We start from the raw sequence: 17,594 nt of genomic DNA, 5'->3' as shown, positions 1-17,594 counted from the left end.
ACGAAACATGGGTAAGGTTACAGGTTTCATGGAAATCGACCGGCAGCTGGCAAAGTATCAGCCGGCGTCGGACCGCATTCGGCATTTCCGCGAATTCACAATCCCGATGTCGGACCCGGAAGTGCAGAAACAGGCCGCACGCTGCATGGACTGTGGCATCCCCTATTGCCACGGCCCGACCGGCTGCCCGGTGCACAACCAGATCCCCGACTGGAACGATCTCGTCTACAACGGCAACTGGGACGAGGCGATCCGCAACCTGCACTCGACCAACAACTTCCCGGAGTTCACCGGCCGCATCTGCCCCGCTCCCTGCGAGGAAGCCTGCACGCTGAACCTCGAGGACGCGCCGGTGGCGATCAAGACCGTCGAGCAGGCGATCGCCGACAAGGCCTATGAAATGGGCTATATCGTGCCGCAACCGGCCGTCGTGAAGACCGGCAAGAAGGTGGCGATCATCGGTTCCGGGCCGGCAGGCATGGCGGCTGCGCAGCAGCTTGCCCGCGCCGGTCACGAGGTCCATGTCTATGAGCGCGAAAGCAAGCCCGGCGGCCTGCTGCGCTACGGCATTCCGGACTTCAAGATGGAGAAGAACTTCATCGACCGCCGCGTCGACCAGATGCGCGGCGAGGGGGTCACCTTCCATTGCGGCGTCAATGTCGGTGTCGATCGCACCGTCGAAAGCCTGATGGCCGACCATGATGCCGTGCTCTATTGCGGCGGTTCGGAAACGCCGCGCAATGCCGGTATTCCGGGCGTCGATTTCGCCGGCGTGCATGATGCGATGCCCTATCTCGTCCAGCAGAACCGTCGCGTCGGCCGCGAGAACATCGACAGCGTCGGCTGGCCGTCCGATCCGATCCTGGCCGGCGGCAAGCATGTCGTCGTCGTCGGCGGTGGCGATACCGCATCCGACTGCGTCGGCACCGCCTTCCGCCAGGGCGCCGTCAAGGTGACCCAGCTCGATATCCGCCCGATGCCGCCGGAAAAGGAAGACAAGCTTGCCGTCTGGCCGTTCTGGGCAACGAAGATGCGCACCTCGTCCTCCCAGGCCGAAGGTGCCGTGCGCGAGTTCCAGGTGGCGACGCTCGAATTCGTCGGCGAAGACGGCCTGCTGACGGGTGTCAAATGCTGTCAGGTCGATGAGCGCCGCAAGCCGATCGCCGGCACGGAATTCGTCATCAAGGCCGATCTCGCCTTCATCGCCATCGGCTTCAGCGGCCCGTTCACCGACAGCGTGCTGAAGGATCTCGGCGACACGCTGAAGATCAACACCGACCGCCGCGGCTCGACCAATGTCGTTGCCAACGACAAGGACTACCGCACCTCGGTCGACAAGCTCTGGGTGGCCGGCGACGTGCGCCGCGGCCAGTCGCTGGTCGTCTGGGCGATCCGCGAAGGCCGCCAGGCCGCCCGCGCCATCGACGAGGCGCTGATGGGGTCGACGGTGCTGCCGCGGTGATAAGCGGCTTTCCGGCAATGCCATGCGCCGGCTAAATGAAAGTGAACTGCCGCAAAACCGGGTTTGTTCGACCGGTCTGCGGCAGGCTTCTCGTCAATTCTGGAAGTCTGCGGCTTTCTCCCGAAAACCGGGAGTGAACAGCGTCATGATTTCGAAGGAATACGGGCGATGACCTTGATCTCGAAATCGAATCCCGCGAGCCAGTTTACGCCGACTGCTGTCCAGTTCGGGTAGGGCGGCCGTTCGAAAATCGACTGCTTGACGGCCATGACCGCCCCGAATTGATTTTCGGGGTCGGTGTGGAACGTGGTCACATCCACCAGATCGTCGAACGTGCAGCCCGCCGCGTTCAGCGTCGCCTTGAGATTATCGAAAGCCAATTTCACCTGCTGTTCGAAATCCGGTTCTGGTGATCCATCGGCGCGACTGCCGACCTGCCCGGAAACGAACAGGAGGTCGCCGGAACGGATTGCCGCCGAATAGCCGTGCGCCTCGTAGAGAGCGTGCCGGTTGGCGGGGAAGATTGCCTGTCGTTCAGTCATGTCTGATCCTTCCTTTTTTGGGGAGCGCGATCCTGCAGGGCTGCCCTTCACACGCGGCTCCCTTTGATATACGGTGCGTATGTAGATACTGACATACGATCCGTATGTCAAGTTAGTATACGATGCGTATGTGGAATTACCAAAAATGGCGAACAAGCGCGCCGAGACGATGGAACAGAACCGGGCAAAGTTGATTGCCGCGGGTCGCAAGGCCTTTGCCGAAAAAGGATATTCCGCTGCGTCGATGGATGACCTGACTGCCGATGCCGGACTGACGCGCGGCGCGCTCTATCACAACTTCGGGGACAAGCGCGGGCTTCTGGCGGCGGTCGTCGACCAGATCGATTCGGAAATGGCATCGCGCGCGCAGGAAATTGGAGCTCGCGCGGGAGATGATTGGCAGCGCCTGCTTGCGGAAGGGGTGGCCTATATCGAGATGGCGCTTGATCCGGAAGTCCAGCGTATCGTTCTGCTCGACGGACCCGCCGTGCTGGGCGATCCGTCTCAATGGCCCAGTCAGAACAGCTGCCTGCAGGTCACCAAGCGGGCCGTGGAGCGACTGATTGCGCAGGGGGTGGTCAAGCCGGTCGATGCCGAAGCGGCAGCCCGGCTCCTGAGTGGCGCGGCGCTGAACGCGGCATTATGGATCGCTGCCAGCGACAATCCGCTGGACGTGTTGCCGAAGGCTGTCGAGGCATTCCGCATTCTGGCCTCGGGATTTTCCGTCAAAGCCGGGGATGCTGCCGGTCAGACCGCAGACCCGTTGCCTCTCGCTTAATTCCGGATCACCGGGTTGCTGATCACCGTCTGCGGCTTTGCCAGGCGGAAGTCGTCGACGCGTCCGATCGGAGCATCGGCGACCTCGCCTTTTTCGACGAGGCGGTCGCGTGGGCTTTTGCCGTTGCTGATGAGCGCCGTCGCGCCGTCGAGAAGGCTCGCGCCGCCGTCGAGATCGGGGTCGTCGAGGCTGATCGGCTGGGTCTGGATGATGTCTTCGTTGGCGGTAGGAGCGGCGACGACGAGGTCTTTGAGACCATCGGCGCCCGGAACGTCCAGCGTCGAGGCGGCGGCATCGCCGAGCAGCTTGCGGATGTCCTTCTCGACGTAAAAAGCGAGCTTGCGCTTGCCGGCCTTGGTCAGGTTGATGCCGTCCGAGCCGCGCAGGCGGACCTGCTGGCCGTTGATGTCCGAGCCGGTCATGACGAATTTGCCGCCCTCGTCGACGAAACCGTCCCAGATGTCGATGAAGGTGCCGCCGACCTTTTCCGTTTCCGTGCGGAAGATACCGTTCAACGTGACCATGTCGGCGGTCATCGCGGTGGACTGGAAGGGCGGCATGCCGACCCAGAGCAGGGGGATATTCTCGCTGCGGGCAAGCGCCGCAAAGGCGCCGGTGCGGCGGGTATACTCGGAAAGCCAGCGGTCCGTGCGGAATTTTTCCTTTTCCCCATCGATCGACATCTGCTGGCGTTCGTTGGCACCGAGGCTGACGATGACGATCGACGGTTTTATCTCGGCGACATAGGCCGGCAGGCTTTCCGGCCAGTTGAAATAATCCTCGCGCACCAGGCCGGAGGAGCCGTTGGCGCGGGTTTCGATGACAATGCCGGGGGTCGTTTCAAAAGCGGTCTTCAGCCCGTCGCCGAGGCTGCCAGCCATGAAGTCGCCGACGACCAGCACCTTTTTGGCATTGTCCAGTTTTTCCACCACGACGGGGGCGGGCTCGACCGGAGCGGGCTTGGCCTTCTGCTTTACCTTACGCGGCCGCTGCCGCTGTTGCTGCGGCTGCCGCTGCCGTGGCTCGTAGATCGGAACGTCTTCATAGACCGGCGGCGGTCGCCGCCGGCCGAAGCCGAACAGCATGTCGAGGATCGACCGGCGCTCCTGGGCGCCGGCCTGTCGTGGCGGCTCGACCACGAATGCCGTGACGCCGACCGCAATGACAATCAGGCCATTGAGCAGCCACTTCATGCCGCGTCTGAATGCCGTCTTCGTGCTCATGAATCGTACCGGGCGTCTTTCGCGCTGAAGCCAATACGCAGCGCAGGATGCGCATCGGCTCCCTTTAGGACCTGTCCGTCGATCGTGGCGCAGGAATGCGCCGCAATTGAGGGCTAGTTCCGCAGAGCCTTTAACAGATGCTGCGTCGGTTCGCCGTCCGGTGCGAGGCCGTTGCGGCTCTGGAAGGCCTGGATGGCGGCCTTTGAGCCGGAGCCGAAATTGCCGTCGACTTCGCCGTCATAATAGCCGAGTTCCTTCAGGCGGGACTGCAGCTCGAACTTCTGCTTGATGTCGAGCGAGCCGTCCGGACGGCTCCAGGCCTGCTGCATGCCGCCGTAGCCGGCGATTTCGTCGGCAAGCAGGCCGACGCCGAGCGCATAGGAATCCGAGGCGTTGTAGCGCTTGATGACAAAAAAGTTCTTGGTCATCAGAAAGCCCGGGCTGCCGGCGCCGCCGGGCATTTTCAGCTCCGCGCGCTGGTCGCCGTTGCGGAAGCCCTTGCCGTTCGGGCGGGTGAAGCCGAGGGCGGCCCACTGTGCCAGCGTCTTCGTCTGGCCGGCATACTGGCTGCCGTCGCGCGGCGGGGCCACTTCATAGCCCCAGGTCTGGCCCGGCTGCCAGCCATTCTTCTTCAACAGATTGGCAGCGGTTGCCAGCGCATCCGGCACGGAGTTCCAGATGTCCTTGTGGCCATTGCCATCGGCGTCGATGGCGTAGAGCAGATAGCTGGTCGGAATGAACTGCGTGTGGCCCATGGCGCCAGCCCAGGAGCCGTTCAGGTCGCGCGGGCCGACGTCGCCGTTCTGGAGGATCTTCAAGGCAGCGATCAGCTGGGTCTTGGCATATTTGGCCCGTTTCGGATCGGCATAGGCAAGGGTGGCCAATGCGCGCGGGACATAGTGAAGCCGCTCGTCCTTTGCCAGGACCGCGCCATAGTTGGATTCCATCGACCAGATCGCCAGAAGAATGTTCCTGTCGATGCCGAAGTGGCGCTCGAGGGCAGCGAGTGTCCGGCCATGCTTGACCGCCATTTCCTGCCCGATCTTGCGCGTATAGGGGTTTACGCGGCTATCGATATATTCCCAGATCTTGTGCTTGAATTCGGGCTGGTAGCGTGCTTTCTCAAGCACGTCCGGATCGGGCGTCTTGATACCGGCGAAGGCCTGGCGATAGGTGGCCTTGCTGATCCCGCTCTTTGCCGCGGTGGCATAGAAGCTGTTGATCCAGGTCTCGAAACCGGCATCCGCCCAGACGGGGGACGAGGCAAACAAGGCTGTGGCTGTGATGAACGCGGCTGCGGCACGGCAAAGGAGATTTTTTTGGGTCTTTGTCATCAGCTGTCGTTTCCGTTGGTCGGCGCTCCGCACGGGATCAGTGGTCTGATCGGCGGTGCGCAAATTTACAGTCTTAGAGCCAGCTTCACGCATAGGTTACATGCATGTGGTTCCATTTTCGGGCCGTTCAGCCAAAAGGCGACCGCCAGAGTGGGAATCTTACGAAAATGAAGTCAACAAATTCTTTACCATGAATGGGTGGAACCGTCTTCCTTCTCAAAAAAATAGCAATTTGCCCTTTAATGCCTATCGATAGCAATTTGCCCCGTTTAAAATCGCAGTGTGATGATTCTGGAGATGTCAATGACTGACAAGCGTAAGGTCCGTAAGGCCGTATTCCCCGTGGCCGGTCTTGGAACGAGATTCCTGCCAGCAACAAAGGCCGTACCCAAGGAAATGCTGACGGTCGTCGACAAGCCCATCATCCAGTATGTCGTCGACGAGGCGCTGGAGGCCGGCATCGAACATTTCGTTTTCGTCACCGGCCGCAACAAGCACGTGATCGAGGACTATTTCGACATTCATTTCGAGCTCGAGCAGACGTTGCGCGAGCGCAGCAAGAAGGCCGAGATGACGCTTCTGGCGCAGCAACTGCCGAAGGCGGGCTCGGTGAGCTTCACGCGCCAGCAGGAGCCGCTGGGACTTGGACACGCTGTCTGGTGCGCCCGCGAGATCGTCGGCAACGAACCCTTCGCGCTGCTTTTGCCCGATATGATCATGCGCGGCGAGCCGGGCTGCATGAAGGGAATGATGGATCTCTATTCTGAGAGCGGCGGCAACATCGTAGCGGTGGAGGAGTGCGAACCCGACCAGGCGCACAAATACGGCATTGTCGGCGTTGGCGAAAAGATCGGCGATGGCTTCCGCATCACCGGCATGGTCGAAAAGCCGGCCAAGGGCACGGCACCGTCCAACTTCTTCATCAACGGCCGCTATATCCTGCAGCCGGAAATCTTCTCTATCCTGGAAAACCAGGAGCGTGGCGCCGGCAATGAAATCCAGCTCACGGACGGCATGCTCAAGCTGCTTCAGTCCCAGGATTTCGCCGGCTACGTGTTCCGCGGCGACACCTATGACTGTGGCGCCAAGGACGGTTTCATCCTTGCCAACGTTGCCTTCGCGCTCGAGCGCGCCGATATCCGCCCGACCGTCGAAGCCCAGCTCAAGGCGCTGGTTTCGAAGCTGCAGTAACCCACCGGACATGAATGGAACCCCCGTCTGCCGCGCAGGCGGGGGATGTTGTTAGCGCCGCAACGTCAGGCCGACGCCCACGCGGGCAATATTGGTCGATGGGGCGGTATCCTGCGTGGTGCGTTCGTATCCGACATCGCCGGTGAGGGCGAGATAACGGTTCAGGTCCCAGGTCAAACCGGCGCCCGCGAGCCAGACCCTCTGGTCTTCCGAAACGCTGCCGGACGGATAGTTGCGGAACGTCAGGCTGTTCGACAGGCGAGCCACGAGGTTCGAGCGCAGTTCATGCGTCGCCTTGCTGCTCAGCGTATAGGCGAGCGCGCCGCTGTCGCCGGGCGTGGTCGAGGGTTCGATGCCGGTCGAAATGCCGTATGTTATGTTCGTGCCGCGCTGCGGCGACCAGTTGAGCAGGCCGTCAATGGTGACGCCGTCAAGGTCTTCGAGGCGATTGTCCTCGAACCGGTAGGTCTGGTAGCCGAGCGCGATTTCGCCGTTGAGCTTTTCGCCGAGATCGACCTCGACGCCGGCCCGGCCGCCATAGCTGTCATAGGACCGCTCGAAGCCCGAGGTGTCCGTGCGCAGGTCGTAGATCGACTTTCCGGCCGAGGCTTCGATGAACGGGATGAGCGCCGGCGAAAGGTCGTAGCCGACGCGCACCGTGACGGCGCCTGCGTTGCGGTTCCTGTCTTCCTGCGACAATGTCGAGCCGTCGCTGAGATCCACATCGCCATAGACGTAGCGGTCGTAATCCACCTTGGCGGAGCCGCGCAGGATGCCGAAGTCATGCGCAATGCCGGCGCCGAGCGTATATTGGTTGACGCCCGACTGCGTGCTGGCGTCGCTGATCGCGTTCGGATCGGTCGCATCCTCGCGCTCGAAATGATAGCCGGCCTTCAGCGTCCCCGTGGTGTCGTTGCCGATGTCGAGGCGAAGGGCCGCCTCGATGTCGGCGGTCGGTTCGGTTTCGCCGGAGCCGGAGACGTTGCGTTGCCAGGTGCCTTCGCCGGTGACGGTCAACTGGTGGCGCGACCAATCGGAGGTCAGCGTACCCTTCAGGCCGGTTTCGAGATAGCTGCGGCTCTGCTTCGAACTGCCGGTCTTGGTGCTCTCGTAGTTGAAGGTCTGGCCGAGGGTCGGTTTCAGGATGAAGCTGCCAAGCCGGACGCCGGGCGCATCGTTGCGGTCGAGATCGAGCTGCGACCGCAGGCCATCGACGGTGCTTTCGCGCAGATTGGTGCGGGCCAGATCTTCGTCGATGGCGGGATCGTTGAGCAGCGGTTCGCCGGCATCGGTGCTGATCGAACCGGTGGTGAGCGTAGATACAGGGTCCTGGCCGGCCCCGGAGCCCGGTGTGGTCGCATTGGCGGCCGCGGTGCCGGTTGTTGTCGTTGCAGTGCTGCTGACGGTTGTCGTGTCGGCGTCGTCAGATGCAGGCAGAAGAGCCTGGGCGAAAACCAGATGGGGCGAAAGCAGCGCACAGCCGGCGACGGCCCACGCAACCGCGGCCGGGCGCGGGACGTAAGTCCTCTTCGTTCGTGGAAAGATTGGCGTCATCTGCCGAATGCCCGGGAATCCGTTTACCAGTGTTGAGCAACCGTAAACGGATGTGGTTAACCGTTTCTTTCCGAAGCGGCTTTCGGCTTTAATTTCAGGCGCTTTCCACGGTCAGCCGGCCGCCGCTGCTGCCGGTTACCTTGACACGCGCACCGGCAGGAAGATCCGGTCCGCTGACGGTCCATGTCGTGTCGTCGAGCCGGATCCGGCCGCGGCCCTCGGTGATCGGCTTTTCCAGTACGGCGGTACGACCGATCAGCCGGGCGCCACGCTGGTTGAGGAGCGGCTCGTCCGACGCGTCCGAGCCGGCAAGCAGGCGGCGCCCCACAAAAACCGCGACGACGGCAAGGAGGGCGAAGAAGACCAGCTGCACCTGCCAGACCCAGAAGCTGGCTTCCCAGAGCAGCAGCGAGACGGCGCCGGTCAGGATCGCCGCTATGCCGATCCAGACGAGGAACATGCCGGGCGCCACGACTTCGGCTGCCAGCAGCACCAGACCCAACGCCCACCAACCCCAGGGACCCAGTTCAAGGATGATGCGCTCGATCATGGATCAGCTTTCCTGTTGCGGTGTTGCGAAGGGATTGCGCACGGGCGTCGTGCGTGGCGTCGCTTGCCGCACGGGAGCCGGCGTACCGCCATCGCCGAACACCTCCCTGGCGATCGCGCCGATGCCGCCGAGCGAGCCGATCAGCGACGAGGCTTCCATCGGCATCAGCACGACCTTCGAATTCGGGGCGGTGCCGATCGAGGCCATCGCTTCGGTGTATTTTTGCGCGACGAAGTAGTTGATCGCCTGCACGTCGCCGGCAGCGATGGCTTCCGACACCATCCTGGTGGCCTTGGCTTCGGCTTCGGCGAGGCGCTCGCGCGCTTCGGCCTCGCGGTAGGCAGCTTCCCGCTGGCCCTCGGCCTGGAGGATCGCCGATTGTTTGGCGCCCTCGGCGCGCAGAATCTGGGCGTTGCGCGAGCCTTCGGCTTCCAGCACCTGGGCGCGCTTTTCGCGCTCGGCCTTCATCTGCCGCGCCATCGCGTCGACCAGATCCTTCGGCGGCTGGATGTCCTTGATCTCGACGCGGGTCACCTTGATGCCCCAGGGGCCGACGGCCTCATCGACGACGCGCAAGAGCTTGTCGTTGATCGTGTCGCGGTTCGACAGCAGTTCGTCGAGGTCCATCGAGCCCATGACGGAGCGGATATTGGTCATGGTGAGGTTGAGGATGGCGGTTTCGAGATTCGAGACCTGATAGGCGGCCTCGGCGGCATTCAGCACCTGGTAGAAGGCGACGGCGTCGGCCGAGACGCTCGCATTGTCGCGGGTGATGACCTCCTGCGTCGGCACGTCGAGCACCTGTTCCATCACGTTCATCCGGGCACCGATGCCGTCGATGAACGGAATGATGATATTCAGGCCGGGCTCAAGGGTTTTCGTGTATCGGCCGAAACGTTCGACGGTGTAGCGATAGCCTTGAGGGACGGTTTTTACGCCTTTGAAAATGACAAGAACGGCAAGGACCACAAGTACGATAACGGCAATATCCAGTCCGGCCAGCGGCATTGGGTGTTCTCCTGTTGGGCGCATCCTGTTGTTGATGCACTCTAGGACAAGACGTGGCAGTTGACAGGGTTATTTGCAAGGATTGGTGGAATTTCTTCGGCGCTGTTGCGGCTCTGTTTTAGGGGGCTGGCGACGAAGTCGCGGGTGGAAAGAGGGCGTCGGTGACGCCACGGTGACCCCTGCCCATGACGGTGGTCAGACCCAGCCCTGCAGCTCCCGGCGGACCACGGTCTCAAGCACCTTCATGCCGTCGGCGCCGTCGTTGAGGCAGGGGATATGGGTGAATTTCTCGCCACCGTTGTGATGGAAGCTCTCGGCCGCCTGTTCGGCGATTTCCTCCAGCGTTTCCAGGCAGTCCGAGACGAAGCCGGGATTGATGACGGCGATGCGCCTGGTGCCTTCCTGAGCCAGTTTCTCGACCGTCTTGTCGGTATAGGGCTGCAGCCATTCCTCGGGCCCGAAACGCGACTGGAAGGTGACCTGCAGCTTTTCCTTCGGCCAGCCGAGCTTTTCGCGCAAAAGCCGGGCGGTCTTCTGACACTGACAGTAATAGGGGTCGCCCTTGTCGAAATAGGATTGCGGGATGCCGTGGAATGAGGCGAGCACCACCTCCGGCTGCCAGTCGAGAGTGGCGAGGTGGGTGGTGATCGAGTTGGCCAAAGCATCGATATAGACGGGATCGTCGTGATAGGGCGCTGCCGTGCGCAGGGCTGGCTGCCAGCGCATTTTCAGGAGTGCCTTGAAGGCCTCGTCATTGACGGTCGCCGTGGTCGCCGCCGCATATTGCGGGTAGAGCGGGAAGACGAGGATCCTTTCGCAGCCGTCCTTCTGCAGTTCCTCCATCTTCGACCGGATCGACGGCTGGCCGTAGCGCATGGCCCAGTCGACACGCACATCAGGCAGATCGGCGAAGGATTTCGCCATAAGTTCTGCCTGGTTGCGAGTGTAGGTGCGCAGGTAGCTCTCGTTCAGGTCCTTGTTCCAGATCGTCTCATAGGCCTTGCCGACCTTGGCAGGACGGGTGTTGAGAACGATGCCGAAGAGGATCGGATACCAGAAGAACGGCGACCATTCGATGACGCGCCGATCCATCAGGAATTCCTTGAGGTAGCGCCGCATCGAGACCTTGTCGGTGCCGTCGGGCGTGCCGAGATTGACCAGCAAAACGCCCACTTTCCCGAATTTGACGGGCGGATGGTTCGGGGCGGTGATGTCGGTCGCGGTCATGCGGATATCCTGCGGGTAAGGTGGGCGTGCCTGCTATATGGTAAGGGCAGCCCTGCGATTCATGCCGTGCATAAAAAGAAAAACCGACCCGGGAAAGCCCGGACCGGTCTTTGGACAAGAGACATATTGTCTTACTTGGCGGGGATCTGCAGCTCCTTGCCGATTTCCAGCTTTTCCGGAACCGGATTGCCGTTGGCAGCAGCAATCGTCTTCCAGAGTTCGCCGTTGCCGTAAACGGCCTTGGCCAGGCCCCAGAGCGTATCGCCCTTGGCAATGACGTGCCTGGTTTCTGTCCCTGCCGCGGCTTCTGCTGCCGGCTTGGCTTCCGGCGTTGCGGTCTGCGCGGCGGTGTCGGTGCTTGCCTGCGCCGAGGGCGTGGTCTCGGTCGCAGCGGCGATTTCGGTGATGCGTCCTTCGGTCATCGGCCTGTAGGGGTTGTGGGCCGCCAGGTAGTCGGCGAGCACCGTCTCAAGGCCCGGACCGTAGTCATAGGCGTTCTCGGCCTTGGTCTTGAAGATGCTGTAGCCGTCGCCGCCATTGCGCATATAGTTGTTGGAGACGACATTGTAGGCCTTGGCCGGATCAAGCGCGACGAAGGCTTCGCCTTCCTTGACCTCGACGTTCGAAATACGGCTACCGACGGGCTTGGACCTGTCGAAGGCGAACTTAAGGCCGGCCACCTGCGGGAAGCGACCGCCGCCTTCCTCGATCTGGCTTACCCCGTTTTCAAGCGCTGCAACGATATCGGCGCCCTTGATTTGGAAGGTCGAGAGCGTGTTCTGGAAGGGCAGAACGGTGATCGCTTCGCCCATCGAGACGTCGCCGGCATCGATCGAGGCCCTGAGGCCGCCGCCGTTGGTGATGGCGATGGTGACGCTTTGGCCCTTGACGCGGTCAAGCATGGCGTCGGTCACGAGGTCGCCCATCTCACATTCGCGGGCGCGGCAGGATTCGCGGCTTCCATCGATCGGCGCGTCGGTCTTGCCGATGATCTTGGTCTTTAGCTCCTCGATCGGCTTGCCCAGTTCCTTGATGCGGGCGAGGACCGCTTCGTCCGGCTTGATCTTGGAATCGATCAGGATCGGATCGCCCTTGGCCGACTTGACGACGCCGCTGTCATCGAAGGTGACGACGAGGTCGCCGAGATACTTGCTGTAGGACCCGGCCTGAACGACGGGTACCTTGTAGCCGCCGGGATTGTCGACCATCGTGGGATAGGGGCCTTCCGCTTTCTCGTCGGTGTTGGACAGCAGGCTGTGCGAATGGCCGCCGACAACCACGTCGACATCCGGGATCTTCGCAATGACGGCGAGGTCGCGCGGATAGCCGACATGGGTGAGCGCGATGATCTTGTCGACGCCCTGCTTCTTCAGGTCCTGTACCGCCGTGGTGATGGTGTCGACGTCGATCCCGATCAGCACGTTGTCGCCCGGCGAGGAGATTTCGGCCGTGTCGTTGGTGACCGCGCCGACGATGCCGACCTTTTGGCCGCCGACATCGAGTACCAGCGAGGGCTTGATGCGGTCGATCAGCTTCGACTTATAGCCGGCCAGCACGTTGGAGGAGATGACCGGGAAGGTGACCTTGTCGAGGAAGGTCGCCAGGCCGTCTTCGCCTTCATCGAATTCGTGGTTGCCGATAGTCACGGCGTCGAACTTCATCAGGTTGAGGAATTCGGCTTCGGCGGCACCCTTGTAGGTCGTGAAGAACAGCGAGCCCTGGAAGTTGTCGCCGGCATTCAGAAGCAGCACGTTCTTGCCGGTCAATTCCTGGCGTTTCTGGTCGATCGCCACCTTCAGCCGGGCAGCGCCGCCGAAGCATTCGTTCTTGCCTTCTTCCTCCGCCGTGCAGGTGGAATCGAACTTGTTGATGGATTCGATGCGCGAGTGGAAATCGTTGATGTGCAGGATGTTCAATTCATAATCGGCGAAGGCGGCACTGGTTGAAAGTGCAAGGATCGAGGCCGTCATCAGTCCGGTTCGCAAATGTCTGATCATGAATATCTCCTGTTTCGACGGGTCGGTCTGCCGGCAGCGGAACAGACCAGTGCGTGTTCCGTGACAGCGGTGTCGGCAATGATGGTTTCATCAGACGCTGCAGACATCAAGCGGCAAAATCCACTCTTTGCAACCAATTCCCCGCAAGGTTAAAAACCAAGGGTTTAAACGGAAAAAGCCTCCGCAGCGGGAGGCTTTCCTGTCTTGTGCCGCCTCAGCTCTTGCGGACGAGCGAGAACTGCGCGCCTGACTCGCTTGTGCAATTTAATTGGTTTGGTGTGACTAACGCGCAATTGACCAAGGAGGTCGTTTGTTTGAGGTTGGAGTAAAGATTGATTTGGGTAACGTTACCGGTTGTAGTGTAAGTGCCTGAAGCCATTTGGGTATTTGTGTCGCTGGTGCGGGTCTGGAATTGCCCTCCCGCGAATGTCGACACGAGGCCATTCGGATCAGTCCATGCGCCTTCGACGCCAGCCGGTGCCATCTGGGCGGGCGGCTGTTGGCGCACTTCGCGCGGCCCCATGCAGGAGGCCAGCGCTGCCGCTGCGGACAAAAGGGTCAGGATGGTGATCGGCTTCATATATGTCTCCCGGATGCTGCGCGGAAAGCTGTCTTTCAGTTGAAAAAACCATGCCGTGATCAGGAGTTGAATGCAAGAGTGGGGCACGAGCACGGCGGGATTATTCGCGGGGTCAACGAAGAACGCCCGGGGATCGATCCCCGGGCGTCGAATTTTAAAGCCTAATCAGACAGTTCAGCGAAACAGGATGTTCTTGAACTGCCATGGGTCCTTGGTGTCGAGCTCTTCCGGAAACAGGCCGGGACGACCGTCGAGCGGGGTCCAGTCGGTGTAGTGGCCTTCAACCGGACCGAGATAGGGCGTCTGCACTTCGAGGCAGCGCTTGTAGTCGATCTCGTCGGCTTCGACGATGCCGGCCGTCGGATTTTCGAGCGCCCAGACCATGCCGGCGAGCACGGCGGAGGTCACCTGCAGGCCGGTCGCGTTCTGGTAGGGCGCAATGCGGCGGGTTTCTTCCAGCGACAGGCGCGATCCATACCAGTAGGCGTTCTTGGCGTGGCCGTAGAGCAGCACGCCGAGTTCGTCGATGCCGTCCTCCAGCTCGTTTTCGTCAAGCACGTGATGGATCGGCTGCGCGTTGCCGCCGTTGCCGAACATTTCGTGCAGCGACAGGACGGCGTCATTGGCCGGATGATAGGCATAGTGGCAGGTCGGGCGGTAGGCCACTTCGCCATCCTTGTCGCGGACGGTGAAGTAGTCGGCGATCGAGATGGATTCATTGTGGGTGACGAGGAAGCCGTACTGCGGACCGGGGGTCGGGCACCAGGTACGAACGCGGGTGTTGGCGCCCGGCTGCTCGAGGTAGATGGCCGCCTGGCAGCCCTTCTTGTGCTTCTTGGCGTTCTTCGGCATCCAGTTCTCATGCGTGCCCCAGCCGAGTTCGGCCGGCTGCAGACCTTCGGAGATGAAACCCTCGACCGACCAGGTGTTCCAGAAGACGTTGAGCGGCTTCGGCTTCTTGGTGAGCTGCGTATCACGTTCGGCGATGTGGATACCCTTGACGCCGACCTTCTTCATCAGCTTGGCCCAGCCTTCGCGGTCATGCTGGTCCGGCTCGTCGAACTTCACGTCGAGATCGTTGGCGAGGTTGAGCAGCGCCTGCTTGACAAACCAGGAGACCATGCCCGGATTGGCGCCGCAGGTGGAAACGGCGGTCGCCCCGCCGGGGTTCTTCGCCTTTTCCTTACGCATGGTCTCGCGCAGCGCATAGTTGGTGCGGTCGGCATTGCTCATGGTTTTGTCGAAATAGAAGCCGAGCCAGGGCTCGACGACCGTGTCGATGTAGAGAACGTCGAGCTTGCGGCAGAGCTTCATCAGGTCGACCGACCCGGTATCGACGGAAAGATTGACGCAGAAACCCTGGCCGTCGCCTTCGGTCAGAAGCGGCTTCAGGAGTTCCTTGTAGTTGTCCTTTGTGACATGCGACTTGATGTGCCTGACGCCGTGCTTTGCCATAATTTCGGTGTGGTCTGCGTCGTCGCGCGGGTCGATGACAACCATCCGGCTCTTGTCGAATTTGAAGTGGCGCTCGATCAGGGGCAGGGTGCCGCGGCCGATGGAGCCGAAGCCGATCATGACGATCGGCCCGGTGATTTCGCCGTAAACCGGGTAGGTTGTTCCTGTCATTTTGCTTTCTCTCCTGGAGACGGGTTCTTTTGACTGTTTAACGGGCGGATTTCGCCCTGTCATGCCTCGAATGGCCCTAGAGCATAGATTCCTGTCACAATAAAGAGCCGGAAAGCGCGCGCAGGGAGCTCCCGTCGCTGCCAGCAGGCGTTGCGGGGTGGCCATGCGACGCCGATCACCCTGGTGCGGGGTTTCGTCAAGCTGATGTGATGAAGGAGAAGAAAGGGCGACGCTTCGACGCGCTGCGCGTTTGGCGCCTCACCGACACGCGAAATGCTGCAGGCGCTGCTGCACGATCATGTTTTCAAGTCGGGGCCAACCGGGATCGTCTCCCAGTTCTGGCCGGCAAAGACCACACAGCTGCGACCGCTGACGTTGGTCACCAGGATGGTCCAGCTGCCGCTTTCGGAGACATAAACCTCAAGAATGGCGGCTTCGTTGATGAGGCCGACTGCCAGAAGTTTCTCGGAATAATGCGAGCCGAGGAATTCGACGATCTTGGAATGTTCGGCGCAGTTAAATATCGGTTCCGCCGCTGCGGGTTGCACCGCCAGTGCAAGCGCCAAAAGAGCGGCCCCGGTGAGGATGAGGATCAGCTTACGTGCCATAAGGCACCTCCTTTCGCCGGTAGCCTGGCGGAAAAGGAGATTGGTTTGACCCGTCCTGCCGGGGCCGGCATGGCCATGGTCGGAACCTCACGCGACACGCGCAAGCGGTGCCGCCACGCACGCATTATCGCAGAAAATTGATTATTTTTCAAAATATTATTAGGACCTTGGGGATCGATGCGGCTGCGGTGCAATTGCGCCTGGCGACGGCAATGTCACAGCGGCTTTGGCTTCGACGGCGCGACTTGATCCGGGTGAGCTCGCGCAAATGCCGGAAGTTGCTCGCATTTTCCGGCGATCACTGCGGCGCACGGGCAGGCGGAAAGATCAACGTTCCACCGGCGGGCATTATAGATCTGCGGCACGAGGCAGAGATCAGCCATCGTCGGCTGGTCGCCGTGGCAGAATTCGCCGGTTTCGGGCGTGTCCAGCATCCGCTCGAAGGCACCCAGGCCATCGCCGATGAATTTGCGCATCCATGCCGATCGCGCCGCATCCGGGTCCTGCGATTGCTGCATGACATGGAAGACGACGCCGAGATTGCAGATCGGGTGGATGTCCATGGCAATCGCATAGGACAGTGCCCGGACGCGCTGGCGCGCCACCGGGTCGGCGGGCAGGAGGCCGGGACCGGGCCGCGTCTCCGACAGATATTCGATGATCGCCAGCGACTGTGTCAGCATTTGCCCATCGATCTCAAGCGCTGGAACCAGGCCTTGCGGATTGCGGGCGAGGTGCTCCGCTTGCCTGTGTTCCCCGGCCAGAAGATCGATGGCTACGGACCGGTAGGGGATCGCCAGCATATTGAGCGCGATCCGCACCCGGTAGCTGGCCGAGGAACGCCAGTAGTCGAACAGAACCGTGTCGCTCATGACGACGCCCTCAGCGCTTCTCGTATTGCGTGACGGTCTGCTCGATCGCCCCGAAAATCGAATGTCCGGCCTTGTCCTTCATCTCGATGCGGACGGTATCGCCGAACCGCATGAACGGCGTGACGGCAGCGCCGGTCTCGATTGTTTCGATCGTGCGCAGTTCGGCGATGCAGGAATAGCCGACGCCACCTTCCGACACCGGCTTGCCCGGCTCGCCGTCGAGCTTGTTGGAAACCGTGCCCGAGCCGATGATGGTGCCGGCCGAGAGTGGCCGGGTCTTGGCGGCATGGGCGATGAGCTGGCCGAAGTCGAAGGTCATGTCGACACCGGCATCGGCGCGGCCGAAGGGCTTGCCATTCAGATCGACGAGCAGGGGCAGGTGCAGCTTGCCACTGTCCCAGGCGCTGTCCAGTTCATCCGGTGTGACGGCAACGGGCGAGAAGGCGGAAGAGGGTTTGGACTGGAAGAAGCCGAAGCCCTTGGCGAGTTCGGCGGGGATCAGCCCGCGCAGGGAGACGTCGTTGACGAGCATCACCAGCCGGATCGCCGCGCGGGCTTCGTCGATCGTCGCTCCGATCGGTACGTCGTCGACGATGACGGCGATCTCTGCCTCCATGTCGATGCCCCAGGATTCGTCGGCCATGACGATCGGATCGCGCGGACCGATAAAGCTGTCGGAGCCGCCCTGATACATCAGCGGGTCGGTCCAGAACGTCACCGGCATTTCGGCATTGCGGGCCTTGCGCACCAGCTCGACGTGATTGACATAGGCCGAGCCATCCGCCCACTGATAGGCGCGCGGCAGCGGCGAGGCGGCTTCGTGTTCATGAAACCGCATGGACGGCTGCGCGCCGGTTTCCAGCCCTTCGGCCACCGCGGCGAGACGTGGTGCCACGTGTTCCCAGTCGTCCAGCGCCGCCTGCAGCGTGCGGGCGATATGGCCGACCTCGGAGCAGCGGGTGAGATCCCGGGAGACGACGACCAGCCGGCCGTCGCGGGTGCTATCCTTGAGGGTTGCAAGTTTCATGGTTTTGAAATCCGT

Annotated in this window: 16 protein-coding genes; 3 read left to right on the top strand and 13 right to left on the bottom strand. The window is 61.7% G+C overall.

The features are described 5' to 3' along the window. The first annotated feature begins 7 nt into the window (after positions 1-7). A complete protein-coding gene (locus A3AY_RS0122445; protein WP_026203718.1) occupies positions 8-1,462 on the top strand; it encodes a glutamate synthase subunit beta in 1,455 nt (484 codons plus the stop codon). 143 nt (positions 1,463-1,605) lie between these two features. Here A3AY_RS0122445 and A3AY_RS0122440 read toward each other — a convergent pair whose 3' ends face one another. Continuing rightward, complete coding sequence (locus tag A3AY_RS0122440; RefSeq protein ID WP_018327931.1) at positions 1,606-2,004, bottom strand: RidA family protein; 399 nt, start codon at positions 2,002-2,004, stop codon at positions 1,606-1,608. A gap of 145 nt (positions 2,005-2,149) precedes the next feature. Here A3AY_RS0122440 and A3AY_RS0122435 point away from each other — a divergent pair, with 145 nt between their 5' ends. Continuing rightward, positions 2,150-2,782: a TetR/AcrR family transcriptional regulator gene (locus A3AY_RS0122435; protein WP_018327930.1), complete on the top strand. Its 633-nt coding sequence runs from the start codon at positions 2,150-2,152 to the stop codon at positions 2,780-2,782. Here A3AY_RS0122435 and A3AY_RS0122430 read toward each other — a convergent pair. Together A3AY_RS0122430 and A3AY_RS0122425 are read right to left on the bottom strand one after the other, a co-directional pair. Next, the gene (locus tag A3AY_RS0122430; protein WP_018327929.1) at positions 2,779-4,005 is read right to left on the bottom strand and encodes an SGNH/GDSL hydrolase family protein; all 1,227 of its coding nucleotides are present in this window, start codon (positions 4,003-4,005) and stop codon (positions 2,779-2,781) included. The genes A3AY_RS0122435 and A3AY_RS0122430 overlap by 4 nt on opposite strands. Before the next feature lie 113 nt (positions 4,006-4,118). Then, positions 4,119-5,339: a lytic murein transglycosylase gene (locus A3AY_RS0122425; RefSeq protein ID WP_018327928.1), complete on the bottom strand. Its 1,221-nt coding sequence runs from the start codon at positions 5,337-5,339 to the stop codon at positions 4,119-4,121. Between the two features lie 303 nt (positions 5,340-5,642). Here A3AY_RS0122425 and galU point away from each other — a divergent pair, with 303 nt between their 5' ends. After that, on the top strand, positions 5,643-6,530 hold the full coding sequence (galU, locus tag A3AY_RS0122420) for a UTP--glucose-1-phosphate uridylyltransferase GalU (protein ID WP_018327927.1): 888 nt from the start codon (positions 5,643-5,645) through the stop codon (positions 6,528-6,530). A 51-nt stretch (positions 6,531-6,581) separates the two neighbouring features. On the opposite strand, the gene A3AY_RS0122415 is transcribed toward galU, so the two are convergent. From A3AY_RS0122415 to A3AY_RS0122370, 10 genes are all read right to left on the bottom strand, one after another. Continuing rightward, the gene (locus A3AY_RS0122415; protein ID WP_018327926.1) at positions 6,582-8,084 is read right to left on the bottom strand and encodes an outer membrane beta-barrel protein; all 1,503 of its coding nucleotides are present in this window, start codon (positions 8,082-8,084) and stop codon (positions 6,582-6,584) included. Positions 8,085-8,178: 94 nt separating this feature from the next. Then, positions 8,179-8,634, bottom strand: coding sequence for an NfeD family protein (locus tag A3AY_RS0122410; protein ID WP_018327925.1), 456 nt, complete (start codon positions 8,632-8,634; stop codon positions 8,179-8,181). 3 nt (positions 8,635-8,637) lie between these two features. Continuing rightward, the gene (locus A3AY_RS0122405) at positions 8,638-9,642 is read right to left on the bottom strand and encodes an SPFH domain-containing protein (protein WP_018327924.1); all 1,005 of its coding nucleotides are present in this window, start codon (positions 9,640-9,642) and stop codon (positions 8,638-8,640) included. 195 nt (positions 9,643-9,837) lie between these two features. Continuing rightward, entirely contained in the window at positions 9,838-10,869 is a 1,032-nt protein-coding gene (hemH, locus tag A3AY_RS0122400) for a ferrochelatase (protein WP_018327923.1), read from the bottom strand. A gap of 131 nt (positions 10,870-11,000) precedes the next feature. Further along, positions 11,001-12,866, bottom strand: a complete 1,866-nt coding sequence (locus tag A3AY_RS0122395) for a 5'-nucleotidase C-terminal domain-containing protein (protein ID WP_018327922.1) — start codon at positions 12,864-12,866, stop codon at positions 11,001-11,003. A gap of 214 nt (positions 12,867-13,080) precedes the next feature. Next, positions 13,081-13,446, bottom strand: a complete 366-nt coding sequence (omp10, locus tag A3AY_RS0122390; protein WP_018327921.1) for an outer membrane lipoprotein Omp10 — start codon at positions 13,444-13,446, stop codon at positions 13,081-13,083. A gap of 174 nt (positions 13,447-13,620) precedes the next feature. Then, entirely contained in the window at positions 13,621-15,072 is a 1,452-nt protein-coding gene (locus A3AY_RS0122385) for a homospermidine synthase (protein ID WP_018327920.1), read from the bottom strand. A 296-nt stretch (positions 15,073-15,368) separates the two neighbouring features. Beyond that, the gene (locus tag A3AY_RS0122380) at positions 15,369-15,680 is read right to left on the bottom strand and encodes a hypothetical protein (RefSeq protein WP_018327919.1); all 312 of its coding nucleotides are present in this window, start codon (positions 15,678-15,680) and stop codon (positions 15,369-15,371) included. A gap of 215 nt (positions 15,681-15,895) precedes the next feature. Next, the gene (gene maiA / locus A3AY_RS0122375) at positions 15,896-16,552 is read right to left on the bottom strand and encodes a maleylacetoacetate isomerase (protein ID WP_018327918.1); all 657 of its coding nucleotides are present in this window, start codon (positions 16,550-16,552) and stop codon (positions 15,896-15,898) included. 10 nt (positions 16,553-16,562) lie between these two features. Further along, a complete protein-coding gene (locus A3AY_RS0122370; RefSeq protein WP_018327917.1) occupies positions 16,563-17,579 on the bottom strand; it encodes a fumarylacetoacetate hydrolase family protein in 1,017 nt (338 codons plus the stop codon). Positions 17,580-17,594 lie beyond the last annotated feature (15 nt).

Source organism: Rhizobium giardinii bv. giardinii H152, assembly GCF_000379605.1.
Taxonomy (GTDB): Bacteria; Pseudomonadota; Alphaproteobacteria; order Rhizobiales; family Rhizobiaceae; genus Pararhizobium; species Pararhizobium giardinii.
This window is presented reverse-complemented; position numbering and strand designations above follow the sequence as displayed.